Here is a 20785-nt window from a genome sequence, read left to right on the forward strand (position 1 = left end):
AAGGAACCCGTGATTCCTGTGGCCTCAGCCATATCCGTATATGACAGACCAAAGGCCCCCGGACCTGAGGTCCGAGGGCCTTGTGGGGCGGGCGAGGAGGCTCCTCGCACCGGTGGTTTACGCCTTGGTCTGCTCTCTGTCCAAGGCCTCTGCCTCCTCCTCCGGTTCACGTCCGGGAGTCGCCAGATTGAACTTGACGATGACGAAGCGGAATAGCGCGTAGTACAGCGCGGCGAAGCACAGACCGATCGGAATGATCATCCATGGCTTGGTCGCGAGGCTCCAGTTGATGACGTAGTCGATCAACCCCGCGGAGAAGCTGAAGCCGTCCTTCACGCCGAGCGCCCACGTCACCGCCATCGAGACACCGGTGAGCACCGCGTGGATCGCGTAGAGCAGTGGCGCGATGAAGAGGAACGAGTACTCGATGGGCTCGGTGATGCCCGTGACGAACGACGTCAGACCGACCGAGAGCATCATGCCGCCGACCACCTTGCGGCGCTCGGGGCGGGCGCAGTGCGTGATGGCGAGGGCCGCGGCGGGCAGCGCGAACATCATGATCGGGAAGAAGCCCGAGGTGAACTGGCCCGCCGTCGGGTCGCCCGCGAGGAACCGGTTGATGTCACCGTGCACGACCGTCCCGTCCGGCTTGGTGAAGTCGCCGAACTGGAACCACACGAACGTATTCAGGAACTGGTGCAGGCCGATCGTGAGCAGCGCGCGGTTGGCGACGCCGAAGATGCCCGAGCCCAGCCAGCCGAGGTCGACGAGCCACTTGGAGAAGCTGGTCAGCGCGTCACCGATGGGCGGCCAGATCCACACGCAGACCCCGGCGAAGACCAGGCCGATGAAGGCCATGATGATCGGTACGAGGCGGCGGCCGTTGAAGAAGCCGAGCCAGTCGACCAGCTTCACGCGGTGGTAGCGCTGCCAGAACCAGGCGGCGAGCAGGCCCATCACGATGCCGCCGAACACGCCTGGGTTCTGGTACGCGGCCTGCGCCGACGTGCCGTCCTCGTTCACGCACAGGCCGCTCCACATCCCCGCGCCCGCGAAGTCCGCGCCCGCCGGGCAGTCGTCGGGGAAGGCCCGCAGGACCGCGTAGTACACGAGGAAGCCCGCGACCGCGGCGAGCGCCGTGGAGCCGTCCGCCTTCTTCGCCATGCCGATCGCGACGCCGATGCAGAACAGCAGCGGCAGGCCGAGCGAGGAGTCGAGCAGCGAACCGCCCGCCGCGGCGAAGACCTTCGCGACGTTCGTCCAGCCCAGGCCGTCGTCGCCGAAGACGTCGGGCTGGCCGAGGCGGTTGAGGATGCCCGCGGCGGGCAGCACCGCGATGGGCAGCTGAAGGCTGCGGCCCATCTTCTGGAGGCCTTGGAACAGGCCGTTCCACCACTTCTTCTGTGGCACCGCGGCGGCGTCGGAGCTCATCGGCGTCCCTCCCGGAACAAGCCTGGTTTGGCGGTCGTTGAAAACTGGTGTAGACCAGTTGCGGAACGGGTGGGGGCCACCCGATGAGGGACGGCACCTTGATCGTCATCATTGGGCACGACTGCCGTAACCGCCCGCGAAGATGGTCCAACCGTGCGTTACCGTGACAAAGCGGACCTACGGTGCGTCGAGGCCGCATCCTTTAAGAACCAGGGAGAAACACCATGGCCAGCAAGGCTGAGAAGATCGTTGCCGGGCTCGGCGGCATCGACAACATCGAAGAGGTCGAGGGCTGCATCACCCGCCTCCGCACCGAGGTCAAGGACCCGGCTCTGGTCGACGACGCCGCCCTCAAGGCCGCGGGCGCCCACGGCGTCGTCAAGATGGGCACCGCGGTCCAGGTCGTCATCGGCACCGACGCGGACCCGATCGCCGCGGACATCGAAGACATGATGTGAGTCGCTGACCCGCTGACTCGCTGAGAGAGGCCCCGTCCAGTACACGGACGGGGCCTCTGGTTTTAGCCTGTCCGGCGTTTGAGGACGAGCGCGAAGCGCGACAGGGGGGGGCTGGGGGCGCAGCCCCCAGGGGACAGCACCCCGGGGTACCGCCAAAAGGCTAGGCTCAACGCATGTCTTCAACGCCCCGCACCGACGGCCGCACCCCCGAACAGCTCCGCCCCATCACCATCGAGCGCGGCTGGAGCAAGCACGCCGAGGGATCCGTCCTCGTCTCCTTCGGAGACACCAAGGTCTTCTGCACCGCATCCGTCACCGAGGGCGTCCCGCGCTGGCGCAAGGGCAGCGGCGAAGGCTGGGTCACCGCCGAGTACTCCATGCTGCCGCGCGCCACCAACACCCGCGGCGACCGCGAGGCCGTGCGCGGCAAGATCGGCGGCCGCACGCACGAGATCAGCCGCCTCATCGGACGCTCGCTCCGCGCCGTCATCGACTACAAGGCGCTCGGCGAGAACACCATCGTCCTGGACTGCGACGTCCTCCAGGCCGACGGCGGCACCCGCACCGCCGCCATCACCGGCGCCTACGTCGCACTCGCCGACGCCATCACCTGGGCGCAGGGCAAGAAGCTCATCAAGCACGGCCGCAAGCCGCTGACCGGCACCGTCTCGGCCGTCTCCGTCGGCATCGTCGGCGGCGTACCCCTCCTCGACCTCTGCTACGAGGAAGACGTCAGGGCCGACACCGACATGAACGTCGTCTGCACCGGCGACGGCCGCTTCGTCGAGGTCCAGGGCACCGCCGAGGCCGAGCCCTTCGACCGCAAGGAGCTCAACGCGCTGCTCGACCTCGCGGTCGGCGGCTGCGACGAACTCGCCGCCGTGCAGCGCCAGGCGCTGGAAGCGACGCTCCAGAACGGCTGAATCGCGCGGGCCGCGCCACCAGTTGAGGGTGGCCGGTCAACCCGCGGATCCCCGAGGGCGTTGTCACGAATACGACGGGCGCGCGGACCAGGCCGCGCGCCCACCCGTATCCCGGGGGAGGGCCTCACCTCATGGCCGCGCGCCACCGCCACCGTCACCGCCGTCTCGCCTTCGCCACAGGCACCACCCTGCTCGTCGTCCCGGCAGCGCTCGGCCTCACAGCCTGCGACCCGGAGGACGCCGTGGACTGCGTTCGCGCCGCCGACGCGGTCTCCGACGGCGTCGATGCCTTACGCAAGGCCGCTCAAGAAGCGGCCCTCTACCCGGACAGGGCCGACGGATCGTTCGACGAGATCAAGTCAGACCTCGACGAGATCCGTGACAAGAACGACGACCAGGACGTCCTCGACGCCGTCGACGAGATGAAGAAGGCCGTGGACAACATCGAGGACGCGGTCGACGACGGCGACAGGACCCCGGACCTCAGGCCCATCGCGGCAGCGGGCGGCAAGGTCACCAAGGCCTGTACCCCGTAAGATCGCGGAGCTCGACGCGCTGCGCTCGAAGCCGCGCTGTAAGCACTCCGTAAGCAACCATCGGGCCCCTTAGGGGCGTTCTAACGAGTACGGGCGCCCGGGCCAAGCCGTGCGCCCGTCCGTACCCCCTGGGGAGGGACCGAACCATGGCCGCGCGCCACCGCCGTATCGCCACCGCTGTCGCCACCGTTCTCATCGCCGTACCCGGCGGCATCGGCCTCGTCGGCTGCGACGCCGTCTCGAAGGCCCTCGACTGCGTACAGACCGCCGACACGATCGCCGACAGCGTCACCGACCTGCAGCAAGCCGTGGAGAACGCCGGTGACAACCCGGCCGAGGCGGACAAGGCACTCGACGACATCGGCAAGAACCTCGACAAGATCGGCGACAAGACCGACAACACCGACGTCAACAAGGCCGTGGACGACCTCGACAAGGCCGTCGACAACGTACGCGACGCCGTCAAGAAGGGCGACGCGACTCCCGACGTCTCCCCGGTCACGGACGCGGCGGGCGAACTGACGAAGGTCTGCACCCCGTAAGACGCCACCGGGCAGGCGGCGATACTGGGGACATGACCCGCCTCATCCTCGCCACCCGCAACGCAGGCAAGATCACGGAACTGAAGGCGATCCTCGCCGACGCAGGGCTCACCCACGACCTCGTCGGCGCGGACGCCTACCCCGAGATCCCCGACGTCAAGGAAACCGGCGTCACCTTCGCCGAGAACGCCCTGCTCAAGGCGCACGCCCTCGCCCAGGCCACGGGCCTGCCCGCGGTCGCCGACGACTCGGGCCTGTGCGTCGACGTCCTGAACGGCGCGCCCGGCATCTTCTCCGCCCGCTGGGCGGGCAAGCACGGCGACGACCAAGCCAACCTGGACCTCCTCCTCGCCCAACTCGGCGACATCGCCCCCGAACACCGCGCCGCCCACTTCGCCTGCGCGGCGGCACTCGCCCTCCCCGACGGCACGGAACGCGTGGTCGAGGGCCGCCTCCCCGGCACCCTCCGCACCGCCCCCTCGGGCACGGGCGGTTTCGGCTATGACCCGATCCTCCAGCCGGACGGCGAGACGCGCACGTGCGCGGAGCTGACGGCGGACGAGAAGAACGCGATCAGCCATCGGGGGAAGGCGTTCCGGGGGCTGGTGCCGGTGGTTCGGGAGTTGTTGGGCTGACACGCGCATGGCAATGGCCTGCGATCAACTCTTTGATTCGCAGGCCATTTGCTGTGCGGCGGAAGGGATTCGAACCCTCAAGCCCGATCAAGGGCCACAGATCCTAAGTCTGCTGCGTCGCCGTTGCGCCACCGCCGCTAGCCGCCTGCCATGGTACCGGGCAGGCGGCTCTGGTTGATCGCGGGTTTCTCCTACGGTGCCGGTCGCCGCCCTCCTCTGCGCTAGGTGGTGGTGATCGCATGGCAGTTGGGGCACAGCAGCCGCTCCCGCACATACCCGCGCGCCTCCGAAATGCGGAACGGCCCGCCCCACTTGAACGTAGGGCGGGCCGGGAGGTCGGACGGAGCTCAGAACCGCGGCGCCGGAGCCTGTGCCTCCACCATTTCCGCCGCCTCCTCCTTCGTCTCCACCGACGGAGGCGAACCCGCCAGCGGCTGCTGGGCCGTTTCCTTCATGCACGCCACCGCGATGACGCCCACGACCGCCGCCGCCATCGAGTAGTACGCCGGGATCATGTCCGTGCCCGTGATGCTGATCAGGGACGTGATGACCAGGGGGGCCGTGCCGCCGAAGAGGGAGGCGGAGAGGTTGTAGCCCACCGAGAGGGAGCCGTAGCGGACCGAGGTGGGGAAGAGGGCGGGGAGCGTCGCCGACATCGTGCCGAGGAGGCAGACCAGGGAGAGGCCGAGCAGCAGCATGCCTCCGGAGACCGCGAGCAGGCTGCCCTGCTTGATGAGGAGGAACGCGGGGATCGAGACGACCAGGAAGCCGACCATGCCCGTCATCAGGAGCGGCTTGCGGCCGAAGCGGTCGGAGAGGCGTCCCACCTGGGTGATGATCAGCATCAGGATCACCATGGTGCCGATGAGGATCAGGAGGCCGTGCGAGTCGTCGTAGCCGAGTTCGTCGGAGAGGTACGTCGGCATGTAGGAGAGCAGCATGTAGTCGGTGACGTTGTACGCGCCGACCAGGGCGATGCAGAGGATGAGCGTGGCCCAGTGGTCGCGGAAGATCTTCGCCAGGTCGCCCTTGGCCGTCGTCTCCACGGTGGACGCGCCCTCGGAGGCGGAGTGGAACGTCGCGTCCTCCATCTTCTGGAAGGCCGGGGTCTCGTCGAGGCGCAGCCGCAGGTAGAGGCCGACGAGGCCGAGCGGGCCCGCGACGAGGAACGGGACGCGCCAACCCCAGGACTCCATGGCGGCGGAGCCGAGGGCGCTGTTGAGGATGAGGACGAGGCCCGCCGCGCCGGTGTATCCGGCGAGGGTGCCCATCTCCAGGAAGCTGCCGAAGTAGCCGCGGCGCTTGTCGGGCGCGTACTCGGCGATGAACGTGGAGGCGCCGCCGTACTCGCCGCCCGTCGAGAAGCCCTGGACCAGGCGGAAGAAGATCAGCAGGACGGGGGCCCAGAAGCCGATCGTGGCGTAGGAGGGGATCAGGCCGATGGCGAGCGTGCCGATCGCCATCATGATCATCGTCAGCGCGAGGACCTTCTTGCGGCCGATCTTGTCGCCCATGGGGCCGAAGACCATGCCGCCGATGGGGCGGACCAGGAACGACACCGCGAACGTGGCGAAGGACGAGACCAGTTGGACCGTGTCGTTCCCGGAAGGGAAGAAGACATGGCCGATCGTCACCGCCAGATAGCTGTAGATGCCGAAGTCGAACCACTCCATGGCGTTGCCGAGCGAGGCCGCCTTGACCGCCCGCTTGACCGCGGCCTCGTCCGTGACCGTGATGTCGGTGCGGCGCAACGGCGGGTTCTTGCGCCGTCTGACGGCCCGGAACAGGGCACGGTGGCGCTTGACCGCCTCGGTATCGGCCTCGGTCTCTTCGTGGGCCGCCATGGAGTGGTTCCTTTCGTTCTTCGGGCAGATCCCCCTGAGATCACTTGCTCGAAGATGGCCGATGCAAACGAAGGCCCCTCATGAGAGGGGCCTTCGTCACACGGCGAAAGGAGCGGGAACGGCTCAGACGCCGAGGTCCCGGATGATCTTGGCGACGTGTCCCGTCGCCTTGACGTTGTAGAAGGCGTGCTCGACCTTGCCCTGCTCGTCGACGACCACGGTGGAGCGGATGACGCCCGTCACCGTCTTGCCGTACAGCTTCTTCTCGCCGAAGGCGCCGTACGCCTCAAGGGTCTTCTTGGAGGGGTCGCCGACCAGCGTGACCTTGAGGTTCTCCTGCTCGCGGAACTTGGCGAGCTTCTCCGGCTTGTCGGGGGAGACGCCGATGACGTCGTACCCGGCGGCCGCGAGCACGTCGAGGTTGTCCGTGAAGTCGCAGGCCTGCTTGGTGCAGCCGGGGGTGAGGGCGGCCGGGTAGAAGTAGACGATGACCTTGCGGCCCTTGTGGTCGGCAAGCGAGACGTCCTTGCCGTCCGCGTCGGGCAGGGTGAAGGCGGGGGCGGTGTCGCCCGGCGTGAGTCGCTCGCTCATGGTGCTCGGTCTCCTCGCAAGGGTGCAGTGACGGTCCTGAGCGTAATGGGGGTGCCGTGGGGTGCGGGGACCGCGAAGCTGACAGACTGTGGGACGACGGACTGTGGGTCACGCATTCACAGGCTCTCGGACACGACCACTCTCGGATACGACCACGGAGGCAGCGCGGTGTCGGATGCGGATGTCAGGACCCCTGCGCAGATCGAGGCGGACATCAAGCGCCGGCGCGACCAGCTGGCCGAGACCCTCGACGAGATCGGGGTGCGCGTCCACCCGAAGACGATCGTGGGCGACGCGAAGGCGAAGGTCGCGGCGAGCGTGGACAACTCACTGGGCCGGGCGTACGTCGGAGTGAACCGCTTCGTCTCGGACGTGAAGGGCCAGCTCGTCACGGAGGAGGGCGCGCCCCGGATCGAGCGGATCGTCCCGGTGGCCCTGGTGGCGGTGGGCCTCGTGGGGCTCCTCGTGGTGGGTTCGCGGCGCCGCAGCAGCTGACCGGGCAGGTGGCAACGGCGACCCGGCGGCCCATGGCCGGGCGGGGGACAGGTAGGTTTCGGGGCGTGAGCGAGAAGACCCACGACGACAAGCTGCCCATCCGGATGCTGCACGACCGCGTGCTCGTGCGGCAGGACGCCAGCGAGGGCGAGCGCCGCTCCGGCGGCGGCATCCTGATCCCCGCGACCGCGGCCGTGGGCCGACGGCTCGCCTGGGCCGAGGTGGTCGCGGTCGGGCAGAACGTGCGCGCGGTGGAGCCCGGCGACCGGGTCCTGTACGACCCGGAGGACCGGGCCGAGGTCGAGGTGCGGGGCGTGGCGTACGTCCTGATGCGCGAGCGCGATCTGCACGCCGTGGCCGCGGACCGGTTCGAGGGCTCCGAGGACTCGACGGGGCTCTACCTGTAGCAACTGTCGCGGAGGGGCTGGTGACCATCGTCACCAGCCCCTTTTGCGTGGTCTTTGCTACCTTGTAAGGACCCCGACGAGACGCGCCGTACCGGGCTTCCGCAAAGACGACGCACCCGTTGATTCCGCGTTTCACGTTGTCGGAGGTGCCGTCATGGCCTGGGTTCTGCTGATCATCGCCGGTCTGCTCGAGGTGGGCTGGTCGATCGGGATGAAGTACACCGAGGGGTTCACGCGACTGTGGCCCAGCTTGTTCACGGGCGCGGGCATCGTCGCGAGCATGGTGCTGCTCTCGCATGCCGCGAAGACGTTGCCGATCGGTACGGCGTACGGGGTGTGGGTGGGCATCGGCGCCGCCGGTGCGGCGGTCCTTGGCATGGTGATTCTTGGTGAGCCGGTTACCGCGGCGCGGATCTTTTTCGTTTGTCTGCTGCTTGTGGCCGTCGTCGGGCTTAAGGCGACCTCGGGGCACTAAAGGCTTTGGGGAACTGCGGGCCCGCTTGGGCTGGTCGCGCAGTTCCCCGCGCCCCTTACGGGGCCGCCCCTCACGGGGCGCCCCCCTAGCCGTCCGTCAAGCCGCTTAGCGCCCCGCCGTCCGTAGTCCCGCCATCCGGTGTGCCGCCTGTCTGGCCGCCTGTGTCGGTGCCTCCGTCGGTGGGGCCGCCGGTCGTGGTCCCACCGTCGGTCGGGCCGCCGGTCGTGGTGCCGCCGTCCGTGGGGCCGCCTGTTGTGGTGCCTCCGTCGGTCGGACCGCCTGTCGTGGTGCCTCCGTCGGTCGGGCCGCCAGTCGTGGTGCCGCCGTCCGTGGGGCCGCCGGTCGTGGTCCCGCCGTCGGTCGGGCCCCCTGTCGTGGTCCCGCCGTCCGTGGGCCCGCCGTCGGTGGTGCCGCCGTCCGTGGTGCCGCCCGTCGTCGGGTCGGGGACCTCGGGGACGTCCGCGCCCTGTTCGAGTTCCAGGTCGAAGTCCTTGACGGGCTTGCCCTTGAGGGCGGCCTTGGTGAACTGGGCCCAGATGCGGGCCGGGTAGGCGCCGCCGTTGATGCGCTGCTCGCCGAGCGCGCCGTAGAGCGGGGTGTGCGCGCCGGTGTCGGGGTCCTGGCCCATCACGGCGACGACGGTGGCGAGGTTCGGGGTGTAGCCCGCGAACCAGGCCGCCGTGTCGTTCTCCGCGGTGCCCGTCTTGCCCGCGGCGGGGCGGCCCGCGCCCTGTGCGGCCGTGCCGGTGCCGCCCTGGACGACGCTCTGCAGGATGGACGTGGTGGTGTCGGCGGCCTCGCGGGTCACGGCCTGCCGGGTCTTCTGCCCCGGCAGCTCGACCTCGTCGCCGTTCTTGGTGATCTTCTCGACGATCGTGTACGTGCCGTGCTTGCCGTGGTTGGCGAGCGTCGCGTACGCCTCGGTCATGTCCAGGACGCTCGCGGTGGACGGGCCGAGCGCGATGGAGGGGGACGCGGTGAGGTCGGGGGTGGTCTTCGGGATGCCGAGCTCGATCGCGGTGTCCTTGACCTTGTCGGAGCCGACGTCGACGGCCATCTGCGCGTAGACCGCGTTGACGGACTTGTCGGTGGCGGCGCTGACGGTGACGTTGCCGTAGCTGACCTGGTCCTCGTTCTCGGGGGCGTAGGTGCCGCCGCTCCAGCCCTGTACGGGGCGCTTGTTGGTGCCGTCGTAGATGGTGTTCGGGGTGATGGTGCGGCCGTCCTGGGTGACCGAGCCGTTCTCGACCGCCGAGGTGAACACGAACGGCTTGAAGGTGGAGCCGACCTGGTAGTCGCGGCGCGTCGCGTTGTTGACGTACTGCTTGGTGTAGTCGATGCCGCCGTACATCGCGACGACCTTGCCGGTGGCCGGGTCGATGGAGGCGCCGCCCGCGCGGACGTTGCGGTCGACCTTGCGCGCGCCCTTGTCGACCTTGGACATCACCTGGTCCTCGACGGCCTTCTCGAAGGACTTCTGGTTGTCCTTCTGGAGGGTGGTGGTGATGCGGTAGCCGCCCTTGGCGAGGGTCTCCTCGTCGATGATCTTGTTGCTCGTCAGATAGTCCTCGACGGCCTTGACGACGTAGCCGCGCTGCCCGGACAGGCCCGACGTGCCCTTGGCCTCGTCGGGCACCGGGAACTTCATGCCCGTGCGCTCGGACTTGCCGAGCCAGCCCTCCTTGACCATGCCGTCCAGGACGTAGTTCCAGCGGCCCGCGGCGCGCGGCTTGTTCTCCGGGTGGGTGGCGACGTCGTAGGCGTTGGGGGAGTTGAGGAGCGTGGCGAGGTAGGCGCCCTCGCCGACGCTCAGCTTCTGGACGTCCTTGCCGTAGTACGCCTGGGCCGCGGCCTGGATGCCGTACGCGTTGCGGCCGAAGTAGCTGGTGTTGAGGTAGCCCTCCAGGATGTCGTCCTTGCTCACCTCGCGGTCCAGCTTGATCGAGATGAAGAACTCCTTCACCTTCCGGGTGACGGTCTGCTCCTGGCCCAGGTAGTAGTTCTTCACGTACTGCTGGGTGATCGTGGAACCCGACTGCTTGCCCTTGCCGGTGACGGTGTTCCAGGCCGCGCGGAGCATCGCCTTCGGGTCGACCGCGGACTCGCTGTAGAAGTCGCGGTCCTCGGCGGCGAGCACGGCGTGCTGGACCTTCAGGGGGATCTGCTTGAGCGGCACCTTCTCGCGGTTGACCTTGCCGTCACGGGCGAGTTCGGTGCCGTCGGCGTACAGGTAGACGTTGCTCTGCTTGGTCGCCGCGGCGTTCGCGGGCGGGATGTCGACCAGGAAATAGCCCGTCATGAACGCGCCGATGCCGAGCAGGACGATCAGGATGAACCCGCCGAGGACCATGCGCCAGGTCGGGAAGATCCGCCGCCAGCCCTTGCGCTTGGGGCGCTTGGGCTTCTTGGCCTTCTCGGGCTTTCCGCCCGTGCCGTCCTGCGCGGTCGCGCCCTGTGTCGCCGCCGCCTCGGGAGACTCCTTCGGGGCGTCAGCGGGCGTGTCCCCGGGCTCCCGGGGCGCCCAGCCCTGGTGCCCTGCGGAACCCTGCTGCTGCGGCTCGTCGCTCATGTCTCGCGGAACTCCCGGTTAGCGTCGTACGTACCAGTACGCCTCGTAAACCTCATTGCACACCGTTGCGACACTCGTTCCCGACCAGGCACGCGCCCCCGAGCCGAAAATGCCTGGCACGGGCGACCCCGATCGCACTAGGCTCCAGCGCTTTGGCCCGATTCGGGGCGAGGCTCACGCTGAAAGGGATGCTCGTGCGCGCAGGACGGTTCCGTTTGTACGCGGCCGTCGCCAAGGGGGGATTCCGCCGGTACTCGACGTACCGGGTGGCGACCGCGGCGGGGGTGTTCACCAACACCGTCTTCGGCGTCATCCTCGCCTACACCTTCATCGCGCTCTGGGACGAGCGCCCGGGGCTCGGCGGGTACGACCAGTCGCAGGCGCTCACCTACGTGTGGCTCGGCCAGGGGCTGCTCACGGTGATGTCCCTGATGGGCGGCGGTTTCGAGGTCGAGCTGATCGAGCGGATCCGCACCGGGGACATCGCCGTCGACCTGTACCGGCCCGTCGACCTGCAGACCTGGTGGCTGTCGGCCGACATCGGCCGCGCGGGCTTCCAGCTGCTCGGCCGCGGAGTGGTGCCGCTGGTGGTCGGCGCCCTCCTCTTCGATCTGACGCTGCCCGCCGAACCGCTGCGCTGGGCGGCGTTCCTGCTGGCGGTCCTGTTCGGCGTGGTGGTCAGCTTCGCGATCCGCTTCCTGGTGGCGCTCTCGGCGTTCTGGCTGATGGACGGCGCGGGCACCAGCCAACTGGCGTCCCTGGCCGGCGTCTTCTTCTCCGGGATGCTGCTCCCGCTGAACGTCTTCCCCGGCGCGCTCGGCGAGTTCGCCCGCGCGCTGCCCTGGTCGGCGCTGCTCCAGGTGCCCGCCGACGTGTTCCTCGGCACGCAGTCCGGCGCGGGGCTCGCGCGGCTGTACGCCTTCCAGCTCGGCTGGGCCACGGTCCTGCTCACGGCGGGGCGGCTGCTGCAGAACGCGGCGACCCGACGGGTGGTGGTCCAGGGTGGCTGACCTGGCACAGGCGCGGGAGGGCCTGCGCGCCTACCGGCTGATCTCCGGCATGTGGATCCGCTCCCTCATGGCGTACCGCGTGTCGTTCGTGATGACCGCGCTCGGCAACTTCGCGGTGACCGCGTTCGACTTCGTGGCGATCCTGCTGATGTTCTCCCAGGTGGATCGGCTCGGCGGTTACTCGCTGGCCGAGATCGCCTTCCTGTACGGCACGTCGGGCACCGCGTTCGGCCTCTCGGACCTCGCCATGGGGTCCATGGACCGGCTCGGCAAGCGGGTCCGCGACGGCACGTTCGACACGCTCCTGGTGCGGCCCGCCCCGGTCATCGCGCAGGTCGCAGCGGACCGCTTCGGGCTGCACCGGATCGGACGCGTGCTGCAGGGCGCGCTCATCCTCACGTACGGGCTCGTGGTCCTGGACATCGGATGGACCCCGCTGAAGGTCCTGATGATCCCGCTGATGGTGCTCAGCGGGGCGGCGATCTTCGCGTCCGTGTGGGTGGCGGGCGCCGCCTTCCAGTTCGTGGCGCAGGACGCGGCCGAGGTGCAGAGCGCCTTCACGTACGGCGGGAGCACGCTGCTCCAGTACCCGCCGACCCTCTTCAGCAAGGAGCTGGTGCGCGGTGTCACGTTCGTGCTGCCGCTCGCCTTCGTGAACTGGCTGCCCGCGCTGTACGTCCTGGGACGGCCCTACCCGCTCGACCTGCCGCAGTGGGTGGCGTTCCTGCCGCCGCTGATCGCCGCCGGATGTCTCGCCCTGGCCGGACTCGCCTGGCGCGCCGGTCTCCGTTCGTACCGCAGCACTGGGAGCTGAACTGCCGTGGAGAGTGCCTTCATCGAACTCGACGGCGTCGAGAAGGTCTTCGACGTACGCAAGAAGACGGGCTTCATGCGCCGTGAGAAGCACGAGGTGCGGGCCGTCGACGGCATCTCCTTCACCGTGCCGCGCGGCGAGATGGTCGGCTACATCGGGCCCAACGGCGCGGGCAAGTCGACGACGATCAAGATGCTGACGGGGATCCTGACACCCAGCGGCGGGCGGCTGCGGGTCGCGGGGATCGACCCCTCCCGCGAGCGCACGCGCCTCGCCCGGCGCATCGGCGTCGTCTTCGGCCAGCGCACCACGCTCTGGTGGGACCTGCCGCTGATCGACTCCTACCGGCTCATGCACCGCATGTACCGCATCCCCGACGAGCGGTTCGCCCAGAACCTCGACCGGTGCGTCGAACTCCTCGAACTGGCCGATCTGTTGGACGTGCCGGTGCGGCAGCTCTCGCTCGGGCAGCGGATGCGCGGCGACATCGCGGCGGCGCTCCTGCACGACCCCGAGGTGCTCTACCTCGACGAGCCGACCATCGGCCTCGACGTGATCAGCAAGGCGAAGGTGCGCGGGTTCCTGCGCGACCTGAACGCCGAGTCGGGCACGACGGTGCTGCTCACCACGCACGACCTCACCGACATCGAGCAGCTCTGCAAGCGCGTGATGGTCATCGACCACGGCCGCCTCATGTACGACGGCGCGCTCTCCGGGCTGCACGAGGTGGGCGAGAGCGAGCGCACCCTCGTGGTGGACCTGGAGCGTGAACTTCCGCCCATCGAGGTCGAGTCGGCCCGGGTGGTGAAGGTGGAGGGACCACGGCAGTGGCTCGCCTTCCCCGCGGCGGAGTCGGCAGCTCCGCTCGTCGCGCGGATCGCCGCCGAGTACCCCATGGTCGACCTCTCCGTCAGGGAGCCGGACATCGAAGCGGTCATCGCCAAGATGTACGCGGAGAAGGTGACCTCGTAAGGTGCACGTATGAGCGACGCTGCCTCCTCCGGGGGGACACCCCCAGGACCCCCCGGGCCCGATCTGCGGGCCTCCGACGCCGACCGCGAGCGGGTCGCCGAACAACTCCGGGACGCGATGGCCGAGGGCCGCCTCGACATGGCGGAGTTCGACGAGCGCCTGGACGCCACCTACAAGGCGCGTACGTACGGCGAGTTGGAGCCCATCACCCGGGACCTCCCCGGCCACCACGCCGCCAAGGTGTCCATGGTGAAGCACCCGGTGAGCGACGACCCCGCCGCCATCGACTGGTCCCAGCGGATGGCGAGCGGCGAACCGTCGTCGACCGGGGGCTTCGCCGTGTGGAGCGGGTTCAGCCGCAAGGGCAGCTGGGTGGTCGGGCGGACGTTCACCGGGTTCGCGCTGTGGGGCGGCGGCGACATCGACCTGCGCGAGGCGCGGTTCACGGAGCGCGAGGTCGAGATCCGCTGCTTCACGATCATGGGCGGTCTGCACGTCACGGTGCCGCCCGACATGACCGTCGTGGTCAAGGGCTTCGGCATCATGGGCGGCTTCGACGACCAGGCGACCGGCGAGGGCACTCCCGGCTCGCCCCGCGTGGTCATCAAGGGCTTCGCGCTGATGGGCGGCGTAGGCGTGGAACGCAAGATCCGCAGGATGGAGAAGCTGCGCCTGAAGGAGGAGCGGCGCCGCCAGCGCTTGGAGGGGGGCAGGGGCTGAGGGGGGCGCCCCGTAAGGGGCCCCGCAGGGGCCCTTCAGGGGCGCGGGGAACTGCGCGATCAGCCACAACGGACCCGCAGTCGACGTGCCCCCTGCGGAAGCGCCTGTCAGAGCTCCGCCGCAGCCGACCCCTTCAAATGCGACAGGTTGAACGTCTCCGCCATCCGCCGATACCCCGCGTCACTCGGATGCAGATGGTCCCCGGAGTCGTACTGGCTACGCAGCTTCCGCGGGTCATAGCCGTCGCGCAGCGCCTTGTCGAAGTCGACGTACTCGTCGAAGACCTGACCGTCGCGGATCCGCTGGTTCACCGCCTGCCGGACCGCTTCGAGCCGGGGCTCGTACCCCCGGTGCCCGCCGAACGGCATGAGTGTCGCGCCGACGACCCGCAGCCCGCGCGTATGCGCCTGGCGGGTCAGCTCGCGCAGGCCGTCGACGATGCGGTCCGGGTCGTTCTGGTGCGGGTTGCGCAGGATGTCGTTGACGCCGAGGGCTATGACGACGGCCTTGACGCCGCTGCGGTCCAGGACGTCCCGGTCGAAGCGGGAGAGGCCGCTCGGGTTGACGGCGGGCCGCCCGAGCCCGTCGGAGAGGATGCGGTTGCCGCTGATGCCCTGGTTCACGACGCCGTAGCGGGGCGCGTCCGCCTCGTCGCGCATGCGGTCGGCGAGGACGTCGGTCCAGCGGCGGTTGGCGCCCATCGTGGAGGAGATGCCGTCGGTGATGGAGTCGCCGAAGACGACGACGGTGCCGTCCGACTCGTTGCTCAGCACGTCCACCGCGGCGAGGTAGCGCCAGTACGGGCTCTGCTCGGTGTACGCCTCGCCGCCCTGGTCCTCGGTGCGGTCGCCCTCGGCGACGTAGCTGATCTGGCGCGCGTGCGGGTGGTAGGTGACCGGGCCCGACGGGGTCGGCGAGTACGTCGTGACAAGCAGGTCCGCGTCGTGCGGGACGCGCAGCCTGGCCGCGTCGCTGAGGACCTGGCCGCCCGGCGGGATGACCACCGAGGTGTTGCCGTCGAACGTGAGGCGGCGCAGCGTGCCGACCGCGGCCGCCGGGTTGTTCGTGGCCGACGCGAGCGCGATGGAGGCGTGCGTGATGCTCAGCGGCGTGGTGCCGTACAGGTTCGACAGGGTGATGCGGGCGCTGCTGCCGCCGACGCTGGTGTGCACGACGTTGCGGATGGAGCGGCCCGCGAATCCCTTGTGCTCGGTGCCCGGTTCGTACCCCGCGGGGGATGCGGACCAGGAGCCGACCCAGGTGCCGGACGAGGCGGGCGCGGCGGAGTTGCGGGGGGTGCGCGGACCCGCGCTGATGGTGTCCTGCGAGCCGTCGTCGGCGGAGACGCCGAGGTATATGGCGGCCGAAATCACCACTATGACCGCGAGGACCGCGGCGAGAAGGGCATAACCGTGTCGCTTGGTCATGCGGGCTCTTTCTCCTCGGGCAGGGGGAGCCCCGAGGCTCCGATGTGATCACCCCATGATGCGTCATGGGCCGTGAGGCGGCCGACACTGCCCCCCTCCGCCCCATGAGACGCCGGGAACTTGTCGTCCGTTCCAGGAGTCGGTCATGAAGGGGCGTATGACACACGACGTGGGGACAATGCGGATGAGGACTAGGCGAACGGGCCAGGTGGACTGAGTGGAACGCACAAACGCGGAGGAAGCGACCGAACCCGACAAGGGGGACGCGGGGCAGCATGCCCGCGAGGTTCGCTCTTCAAGCGGTGGCCCGTTCGGGGCAGGGGGTGCCACCGATGGCGCAAGGGGTGCCGCCGACGGGGCGAGCGGCGGTCGGCCCGCCGCCGCCCCCGTGACGCCCGGCGGTTTCACCTACAGCGCCGCCGACGAGGAGAAGCGGCGCGGGGTGCGCCGCATGAAGATCACGGCGACCGGTCTTCTCGTCTTCGTCGCCGTCGTCTACGTCCTGGCGAAGTGGGCGCAGAACTCCGGCGCCGGAGCCTGGGCGGGGTACGTCGCGGCGGCCGCCGAGGCGGGCATGGTCGGCGCGCTCGCCGACTGGTTCGCGGTGACGGCACTCTTCCGCCACCCGCTCGGCCTGCCCATCCCGCACACGGCGATCATCCCGAACAAGAAGGACCAGCTGGGCGCCTCCCTCGGCGAGTTCGTCGGCGAGAACTTCCTCTCCGCCGACGTCGTACGAGGCAGGCTGCACGCCGTCGGCATCGGCGGACGCCTCGGCAGCTGGCTGGCCGAGCCCGCGCACGCCGACCGCGTGACGGCCGAACTGGCCACGGCGCTGCGCGGCGCCCTCACCGTCCTGCGGGACTCCGACGTCCAGGCGGTGGTAGGCGAGGCCATCACGCGCCGCGCGGACGCCCAGGAGATCGCCCCTGGCATCGGCAAGATGCTGGAGAAGGTCGTCGCGGACGGCGGTCACAAGCGGGTCGTGGACCTGGTCTGCGTACGCGCCCACGACTGGCTGGTCGAGCACGCCGACTCGGTGATGGACGCGGTGCAGGGTGGCGCGCCCGGCTGGACGCCGCGGTTCGTCGACAAGCGGGTCGGCGAGCGCGTCTACAAGGAGCTGCTCCGCTTCGTCACCGAGATGCGGGACATGCCCGAGCACCCCGCGCGCGGCGCCCTCGACCGCTTCCTCGCCGACTTCGCGGGCGACCTCCAGTCCGACCCGGACACCCGCGAGCGCGTGGAGCGCCTCAAGCGTGAGGTGCTGGGCCGCGGCGAGGTGCAGGACCTGATCGCCTCCACGTGGTCGGCGGTCCGCCAGATGATCGTGGCCGCCGCCGAGGACGAGCGCAGCGAGCTGCGCCTGCGCGTACGGGCCTCGCTGCTCTCGCTCGGCGCGCGGATGGCGACGGACCCTCGGCTGCAGCAGAAGGTCGACGGCTGGGTCGAGGGCGCGGCGGTCTACGTGGTCACCACGTACCGCGACGAGATCACCTCGCTCATCACGGACACCGTCGCGGGCTGGGACGCCGAGCACACCTCGAAGAAGATCGAGGCGCACATCGGCCGTGACCTGCAGTTCATCCGGATCAACGGCACGGTGGTCGGCTCCCTGGCGGGGCTGGCGATCTATGCGGTGTCGCGGGCGCTGGGCGCGTGAGCGCCCGGGCCGCCGGCCGCCGCCACGTGGTGGCGGTCCTGGTCAGGGACGGCGTGCTGCCGATGGAGCTGGGCCTGGTCCACCAGCTCCTGGGCACGGCGCGCTCGCCGTCGGGTGACGTGTTGTACGACGTCCGCACGTGCGCGCCGAGCCCCGGCCGGATCCGCACGGACGCGGACTTCCCGATCTACGCGGAGCACGGCCTGGACGTGGTCGCGGCGGCGGACACCGTGCTGGTCATCGCCTCGCACGAGAGCGACGAGGGACTGGCGCCGGGCGGCCTGGACGCGGCGCTGGCGTCGGCGCTGCGGCAGGTCCGGGGCCGGGTGGCCTCCATCTGCACCGGCTCGTTCGTCCTGGCGGCGGCCGGTCTCCTGGACGGGCGCAGGGCGACGACGCACTGGATGTCGGCGGACCTCTTCGCACGGACGTTCCCGGCGGTGACGGTCGACGCGGACGTCCTCTACGTCGACGAGGGCGAGGTCCTCACCTCGGCCGGCGAGGCGGCGGGCATCGACCTGTGCCTGCACCTGATCCGCTCCGACCACGGCGCGGCGGTCGCGGCGGAGGTGGCCCGCCGCACGGTCGTACCCCCGCACAGGGAGGGCGGCCAGGCCCAGTACATCCAACGCCCGGTTCCGGAGCCGCAGTTGACGTCCACGAGCGCGGCGCGCTCGTGGGCACTGCCCCGCCTGTCCGAACAGCTGACACTGGCCGACCTGGCGGCGGTCGAGTCGATGAGCGTACGCACCTTCAGCCGCCGCTTCCGCGAGGAGACGGGCCTGACACCGATGCAGTGGCTGACGCAGCGGCGGGTGGACAGGGCGCGGGAACTCCTGGAGTCCACGGACCACACGATCGACCGCGTCGCGACGGAGGCGGGCTTCGGGACGGGCGCGTCGCTGAGGCAGCACTTCGCGCTGGGGGTGGGGGTGTCGCCGGGGGCTTATCGGGCGACGTTCAGGGGGTTGGGTGCGGGGTCGGGCCTGGGGCCGGGTGCGGGGCCGGGTACGGGTGTGGGGCCGGGTACGGGCCCGGGTACGCACTCGGCGACGGCGCGTACCTGAGTACGCGTGTCTGACTACGCCTGTCTGAGTACGCGTGTCTGAGCATGCGCATCTGAGTACGCGTACTCTGTCGGGCCGCTCCGCCGCGCGGCACGCTCGTACACATGAACACGCTGCTGACTTCCCTCCCGAAGAGCACGCCGCTGCCGAGGTACGCGACGCGCCTGCTGGGCGCCGCCCTCTCGGCGACCGCGTACGCGGTGTGCCTCCCCTGGGACCTGCGCAACCGCGCCGAGACCGCGGGCGCGATCAACGAGACGTCCCCGGTGACGGCACTGGGCGTGACGTTCCTGTCCCTCTCCCTACTGTCCCTGGCGGCCTACTTCGGCATAAGGGACCGCCTGTCCTGGACCCTCCTGGTGGTGGCGGCCCCACCGGCGACACTGCTCTACGCCTCCCTCTCCAGCCACCCCACCCAGGACGCGAACGCGTGGCCGGTGGCGTGGGCGTTCTTCACGTTGGTGCTGGGGGCCGGGGTGCTGGTGGCGGGGTCGGTCGCGCGACAGTTCGGGCCGCGGGCCCGCTGAGCGACGCCTGGCCCCTGGGCCCTCGGTGATCAGCCCCGCCGGTCGGCCAGCAGATACGAAGCGACCCCGACCCCACCCGCAACACTGAACACGGCGGGCCAGGCGCCCACCTTCTTGGCCAACGGATGCGACCCGGCGAACCCGGCGACGTACGCGACGCTGAGCGCGACGGCGGTCTTGCCCCCGGCCATCTCCCGCCACTGGCGCGCGGCAACGGCCCCGGCGGCGGCGAGCACGACCCCACCGAGGGGCCGCTTCTTGGTGAAGCGGGCGACGGCGTATCCGCCGACAAGACCGCTCGCCGCCACTGCTGCTGCTGCCGGAATCTTCGCCATGATTGGTCCGCCTTTCGGGGGTACGTCCTTGTTGTCTTAGGGGTGAGGCTAACCCGGGGGGTTTTGTTGAGGCTGGCCGGGTTCTATAGCGCGTAGTGAGGGCCGCTGTTGCGGACGTAGCGTTGGATCCCGGTGTTTGAGGAAGAATGCGTCACCAATTGTCGCCAAGTGGCGTAACTTGGCGACAGGTTGATCGTATTGAGCTACCCTCTGCTCGTGCCTCTACATGACATACTCCTGCGCGTCGCGGAAACCTATGACCCCGGCGCTCCCCCCTCTAACGAGGAGCCGGCTCAGCTTCTACTTCGTGGTGTGAGTCGGCGAGATGATCTGCCGCTACCTCCGGGGTTCACGGCGGATGGACATGGCGGTCAGGGCACAGCGAGCAGCACGCCGTGGATCGGTGTATACGACCCAGCGATCAGTGCGGAACCGCATAACGGCCTTTATCTCGCGTACATATTCAGCGCGGATTTGAGGGCCGTCACATTGACGCTGCAGCAAGGTATGACCGGACTTATTAAGCGATTCCCTAAGCGGCCCGCGCTACGAGACGAGTTGGCGCGGCGCGCCAAGCGCCTCCGTGGGGCCTTCCCTCCGGGCCTGGCGTCTGAATGGATGCATCAGCCTTCCTTTTACGCTAAAGAATGGCGGCCACGCGCGTACGAGGCGGGGAGTGTAGCCGCGCGCCGTTACGAGATAGCGCGATTGCCATCTGAGGTGTCGCTGGCCGAGGATTTACTGGAAGCGTCCAAGTTGCTGCGTGACGCGGCGGCGGCGCAACGCCTATACCTCCAGATGCCTGACCCCGCGGATCTCATCGTTGAGTATCCCGGCGATGGACATTCCCTAGAAGGTCCCTTGGATAGGTTCCATCCGAAGGACAGTAGTGAATACTACGTCCATGTCACTGGCGGGAGGCGCCCTCGAAGGCGGCTCCATGAGGATCTGATCCAGGACTTCGGTCATCATGCGGTCACATGTGGATACACGCCGATAACCGATGGCGTGCACCCAAGGGATCTAATCCTATGCCGTCGGGAAGTGTCGCGAGAATCAACCTGGCTTGTCGAGGCGAAGGTGGTGCGGAACGGAAATCCAACCGCAGCTGTCCGTGAGGCGGTCGGGCAACTCTTTGAGTACAGCTATCTCATCTACCGTAAGCGCGGCGAGCCCAAACCCCACCTCTTGGCTCTCTTTACTGAAGGTATTGGGGTGTATGAAGAGTACCTAGAAGATCATGGTGTTGCTTCTGTTTGGCAAGATGAAGGAGAGTGGCGCGGATCGGAGACGGCCACTTCGTGGGGCCTCGCGCGCAAGAATTAGATCTCCTTGGAGAGGGGG

At 69.2% G+C, this 20785-nt stretch carries 22 protein-coding genes, 1 tRNA gene and 1 riboswitch; of the genes, 16 read left to right on the plus strand and 7 right to left on the minus strand.

What is annotated here, in order from left to right; translation table 11 throughout:
* Positions 1-117: 117 nt before the first annotated feature.
* On the minus strand, positions 118-1431 hold the full coding sequence (locus CP970_RS27175; RefSeq protein WP_055553189.1) for a PTS transporter subunit EIIC: 1314 nt from the start codon (positions 1429-1431) through the stop codon (positions 118-120).
* 224 nt (positions 1432-1655) lie between these two features.
* On the opposite strand from CP970_RS27175, the gene CP970_RS27180 reads away from it, so the two are divergent.
* From CP970_RS27180 to rdgB, 5 genes are all read left to right on the plus strand, one after another.
* Positions 1656-1889, plus strand: coding sequence for a glucose PTS transporter subunit EIIB (locus tag CP970_RS27180; protein ID WP_055553187.1), 234 nt, complete (start codon positions 1656-1658; stop codon positions 1887-1889).
* 173 nt (positions 1890-2062) lie between these two features.
* Complete coding sequence (rph, locus tag CP970_RS27185) at positions 2063-2812, plus strand: ribonuclease PH (protein ID WP_055553185.1); 750 nt, start codon at positions 2063-2065, stop codon at positions 2810-2812.
* A gap of 131 nt (positions 2813-2943) precedes the next feature.
* A complete protein-coding gene (locus tag CP970_RS27190; protein ID WP_055553183.1) occupies positions 2944-3348 on the plus strand; it encodes a hypothetical protein in 405 nt (134 codons plus the stop codon).
* Positions 3349-3494: 146 nt separating this feature from the next.
* Complete coding sequence (locus CP970_RS27195; RefSeq protein WP_055553181.1) at positions 3495-3890, plus strand: hypothetical protein; 396 nt, start codon at positions 3495-3497, stop codon at positions 3888-3890.
* Between the two features lie 32 nt (positions 3891-3922).
* A complete protein-coding gene (gene rdgB / locus CP970_RS27200) occupies positions 3923-4525 on the plus strand; it encodes an RdgB/HAM1 family non-canonical purine NTP pyrophosphatase (RefSeq protein WP_055553179.1) in 603 nt (200 codons plus the stop codon).
* A 54-nt stretch (positions 4526-4579) separates the two neighbouring features.
* On the opposite strand, the gene CP970_RS27205 is transcribed toward rdgB, so the two are convergent.
* From CP970_RS27205 to bcp, 3 genes are all read right to left on the minus strand, one after another.
* Positions 4580-4663 (minus strand) — tRNA-Leu (locus CP970_RS27205).
* 209 nt (positions 4664-4872) lie between these two features.
* A complete protein-coding gene (gene proP / locus CP970_RS27210; RefSeq protein ID WP_055553177.1) occupies positions 4873-6369 on the minus strand; it encodes a glycine betaine/L-proline transporter ProP in 1497 nt (498 codons plus the stop codon).
* Positions 6370-6492: 123 nt separating this feature from the next.
* Positions 6493-6960 carry a thioredoxin-dependent thiol peroxidase gene (gene bcp, locus CP970_RS27215; RefSeq protein WP_055553175.1) on the minus strand — a complete coding sequence of 156 codons (468 nt, stop codon included), beginning with the start codon at positions 6958-6960 and terminating at the stop codon, positions 6493-6495.
* 168 nt (positions 6961-7128) lie between these two features.
* Here bcp and CP970_RS27220 point away from each other — a divergent pair, with 168 nt between their 5' ends.
* The 3 genes from CP970_RS27220 (at position 7129) to CP970_RS27230 (ending at position 8337) form a co-directional block, all read left to right on the plus strand.
* On the plus strand, positions 7129-7455 hold the full coding sequence (locus CP970_RS27220; RefSeq protein WP_055553173.1) for a DUF3618 domain-containing protein: 327 nt from the start codon (positions 7129-7131) through the stop codon (positions 7453-7455).
* Positions 7456-7520: 65 nt separating this feature from the next.
* Positions 7521-7862 carry a GroES family chaperonin gene (locus CP970_RS27225; protein ID WP_055553171.1) on the plus strand — a complete coding sequence of 114 codons (342 nt, stop codon included), beginning with the start codon at positions 7521-7523 and terminating at the stop codon, positions 7860-7862.
* A gap of 55 nt (positions 7863-7917) precedes the next feature.
* Positions 7918-7979: riboswitch (guanidine-III (ykkC-III) riboswitch) on the plus strand.
* 37 nt (positions 7980-8016) lie between these two features.
* Positions 8017-8337, plus strand: a complete 321-nt coding sequence (locus tag CP970_RS27230) for a DMT family transporter (protein ID WP_055553168.1) — start codon at positions 8017-8019, stop codon at positions 8335-8337.
* Positions 8338-8422: 85 nt separating this feature from the next.
* On the opposite strand, the gene CP970_RS27235 is transcribed toward CP970_RS27230, so the two are convergent.
* Complete coding sequence (locus tag CP970_RS27235; protein WP_055553166.1) at positions 8423-10906, minus strand: transglycosylase domain-containing protein; 2484 nt, start codon at positions 10904-10906, stop codon at positions 8423-8425.
* Positions 10907-11094: 188 nt separating this feature from the next.
* Between CP970_RS27235 and CP970_RS27240 the strand changes: the two genes are divergently transcribed.
* From CP970_RS27240 to CP970_RS27255, 4 genes are read left to right on the plus strand one after another with little or no spacing between them, the layout of a single operon-like run.
* Positions 11095-11916: an ABC transporter permease gene (locus CP970_RS27240; protein ID WP_055553164.1), complete on the plus strand. Its 822-nt coding sequence runs from the start codon at positions 11095-11097 to the stop codon at positions 11914-11916.
* Between the two features lie 49 nt (positions 11917-11965).
* The gene (locus CP970_RS27245; RefSeq protein WP_079043869.1) at positions 11966-12730 is read left to right on the plus strand and encodes an ABC transporter permease; all 765 of its coding nucleotides are present in this window, start codon (positions 11966-11968) and stop codon (positions 12728-12730) included.
* Positions 12731-12736: 6 nt separating this feature from the next.
* Positions 12737-13702, plus strand: coding sequence for an ABC transporter ATP-binding protein (locus CP970_RS27250; protein WP_055553160.1), 966 nt, complete (start codon positions 12737-12739; stop codon positions 13700-13702).
* Between the two features lie 9 nt (positions 13703-13711).
* Positions 13712-14422 (plus strand): DUF1707 SHOCT-like domain-containing protein, encoded by a 711-nt coding sequence (locus CP970_RS27255; RefSeq protein WP_055553158.1) that lies wholly within the window; start codon positions 13712-13714, stop codon positions 14420-14422.
* Positions 14423-14529: 107 nt separating this feature from the next.
* On the opposite strand, the gene CP970_RS27260 is transcribed toward CP970_RS27255, so the two are convergent.
* Positions 14530-15849: an SGNH/GDSL hydrolase family protein gene (locus tag CP970_RS27260; protein WP_055555547.1), complete on the minus strand. Its 1320-nt coding sequence runs from the start codon at positions 15847-15849 to the stop codon at positions 14530-14532.
* 451 nt (positions 15850-16300) lie between these two features.
* On the opposite strand from CP970_RS27260, the gene CP970_RS27265 reads away from it, so the two are divergent.
* From CP970_RS27265 to CP970_RS27275, 3 genes are all read left to right on the plus strand, one after another.
* Positions 16301-17512 (plus strand): DUF445 domain-containing protein, encoded by a 1212-nt coding sequence (locus CP970_RS27265; protein ID WP_191095081.1) that lies wholly within the window; start codon positions 16301-16303, stop codon positions 17510-17512.
* Complete coding sequence (locus CP970_RS27270; protein ID WP_150494052.1) at positions 17509-18579, plus strand: GlxA family transcriptional regulator; 1071 nt, start codon at positions 17509-17511, stop codon at positions 18577-18579. The genes CP970_RS27265 and CP970_RS27270 overlap by 4 nt, the downstream gene beginning before the upstream one ends.
* A gap of 104 nt (positions 18580-18683) precedes the next feature.
* Positions 18684-19106: a hypothetical protein gene (locus CP970_RS27275; protein WP_055552249.1), complete on the plus strand. Its 423-nt coding sequence runs from the start codon at positions 18684-18686 to the stop codon at positions 19104-19106.
* Between the two features lie 29 nt (positions 19107-19135).
* On the opposite strand, the gene CP970_RS27280 is transcribed toward CP970_RS27275, so the two are convergent.
* Entirely contained in the window at positions 19136-19441 is a 306-nt protein-coding gene (locus tag CP970_RS27280) for a hypothetical protein (RefSeq protein ID WP_055552251.1), read from the minus strand.
* Positions 19442-19753: 312 nt separating this feature from the next.
* On the opposite strand from CP970_RS27280, the gene CP970_RS46030 reads away from it, so the two are divergent.
* Positions 19754-20767, plus strand: a complete 1014-nt coding sequence (locus CP970_RS46030; protein WP_224059310.1) for an MrcB family domain-containing protein — start codon at positions 19754-19756, stop codon at positions 20765-20767.
* Positions 20768-20785: the final 18 nt, after the last annotated feature.

This window comes from Streptomyces kanamyceticus (genome assembly GCF_008704495.1).
In the GTDB taxonomy this organism is placed as follows: domain Bacteria; phylum Actinomycetota; class Actinomycetes; order Streptomycetales; family Streptomycetaceae; genus Streptomyces; species Streptomyces kanamyceticus.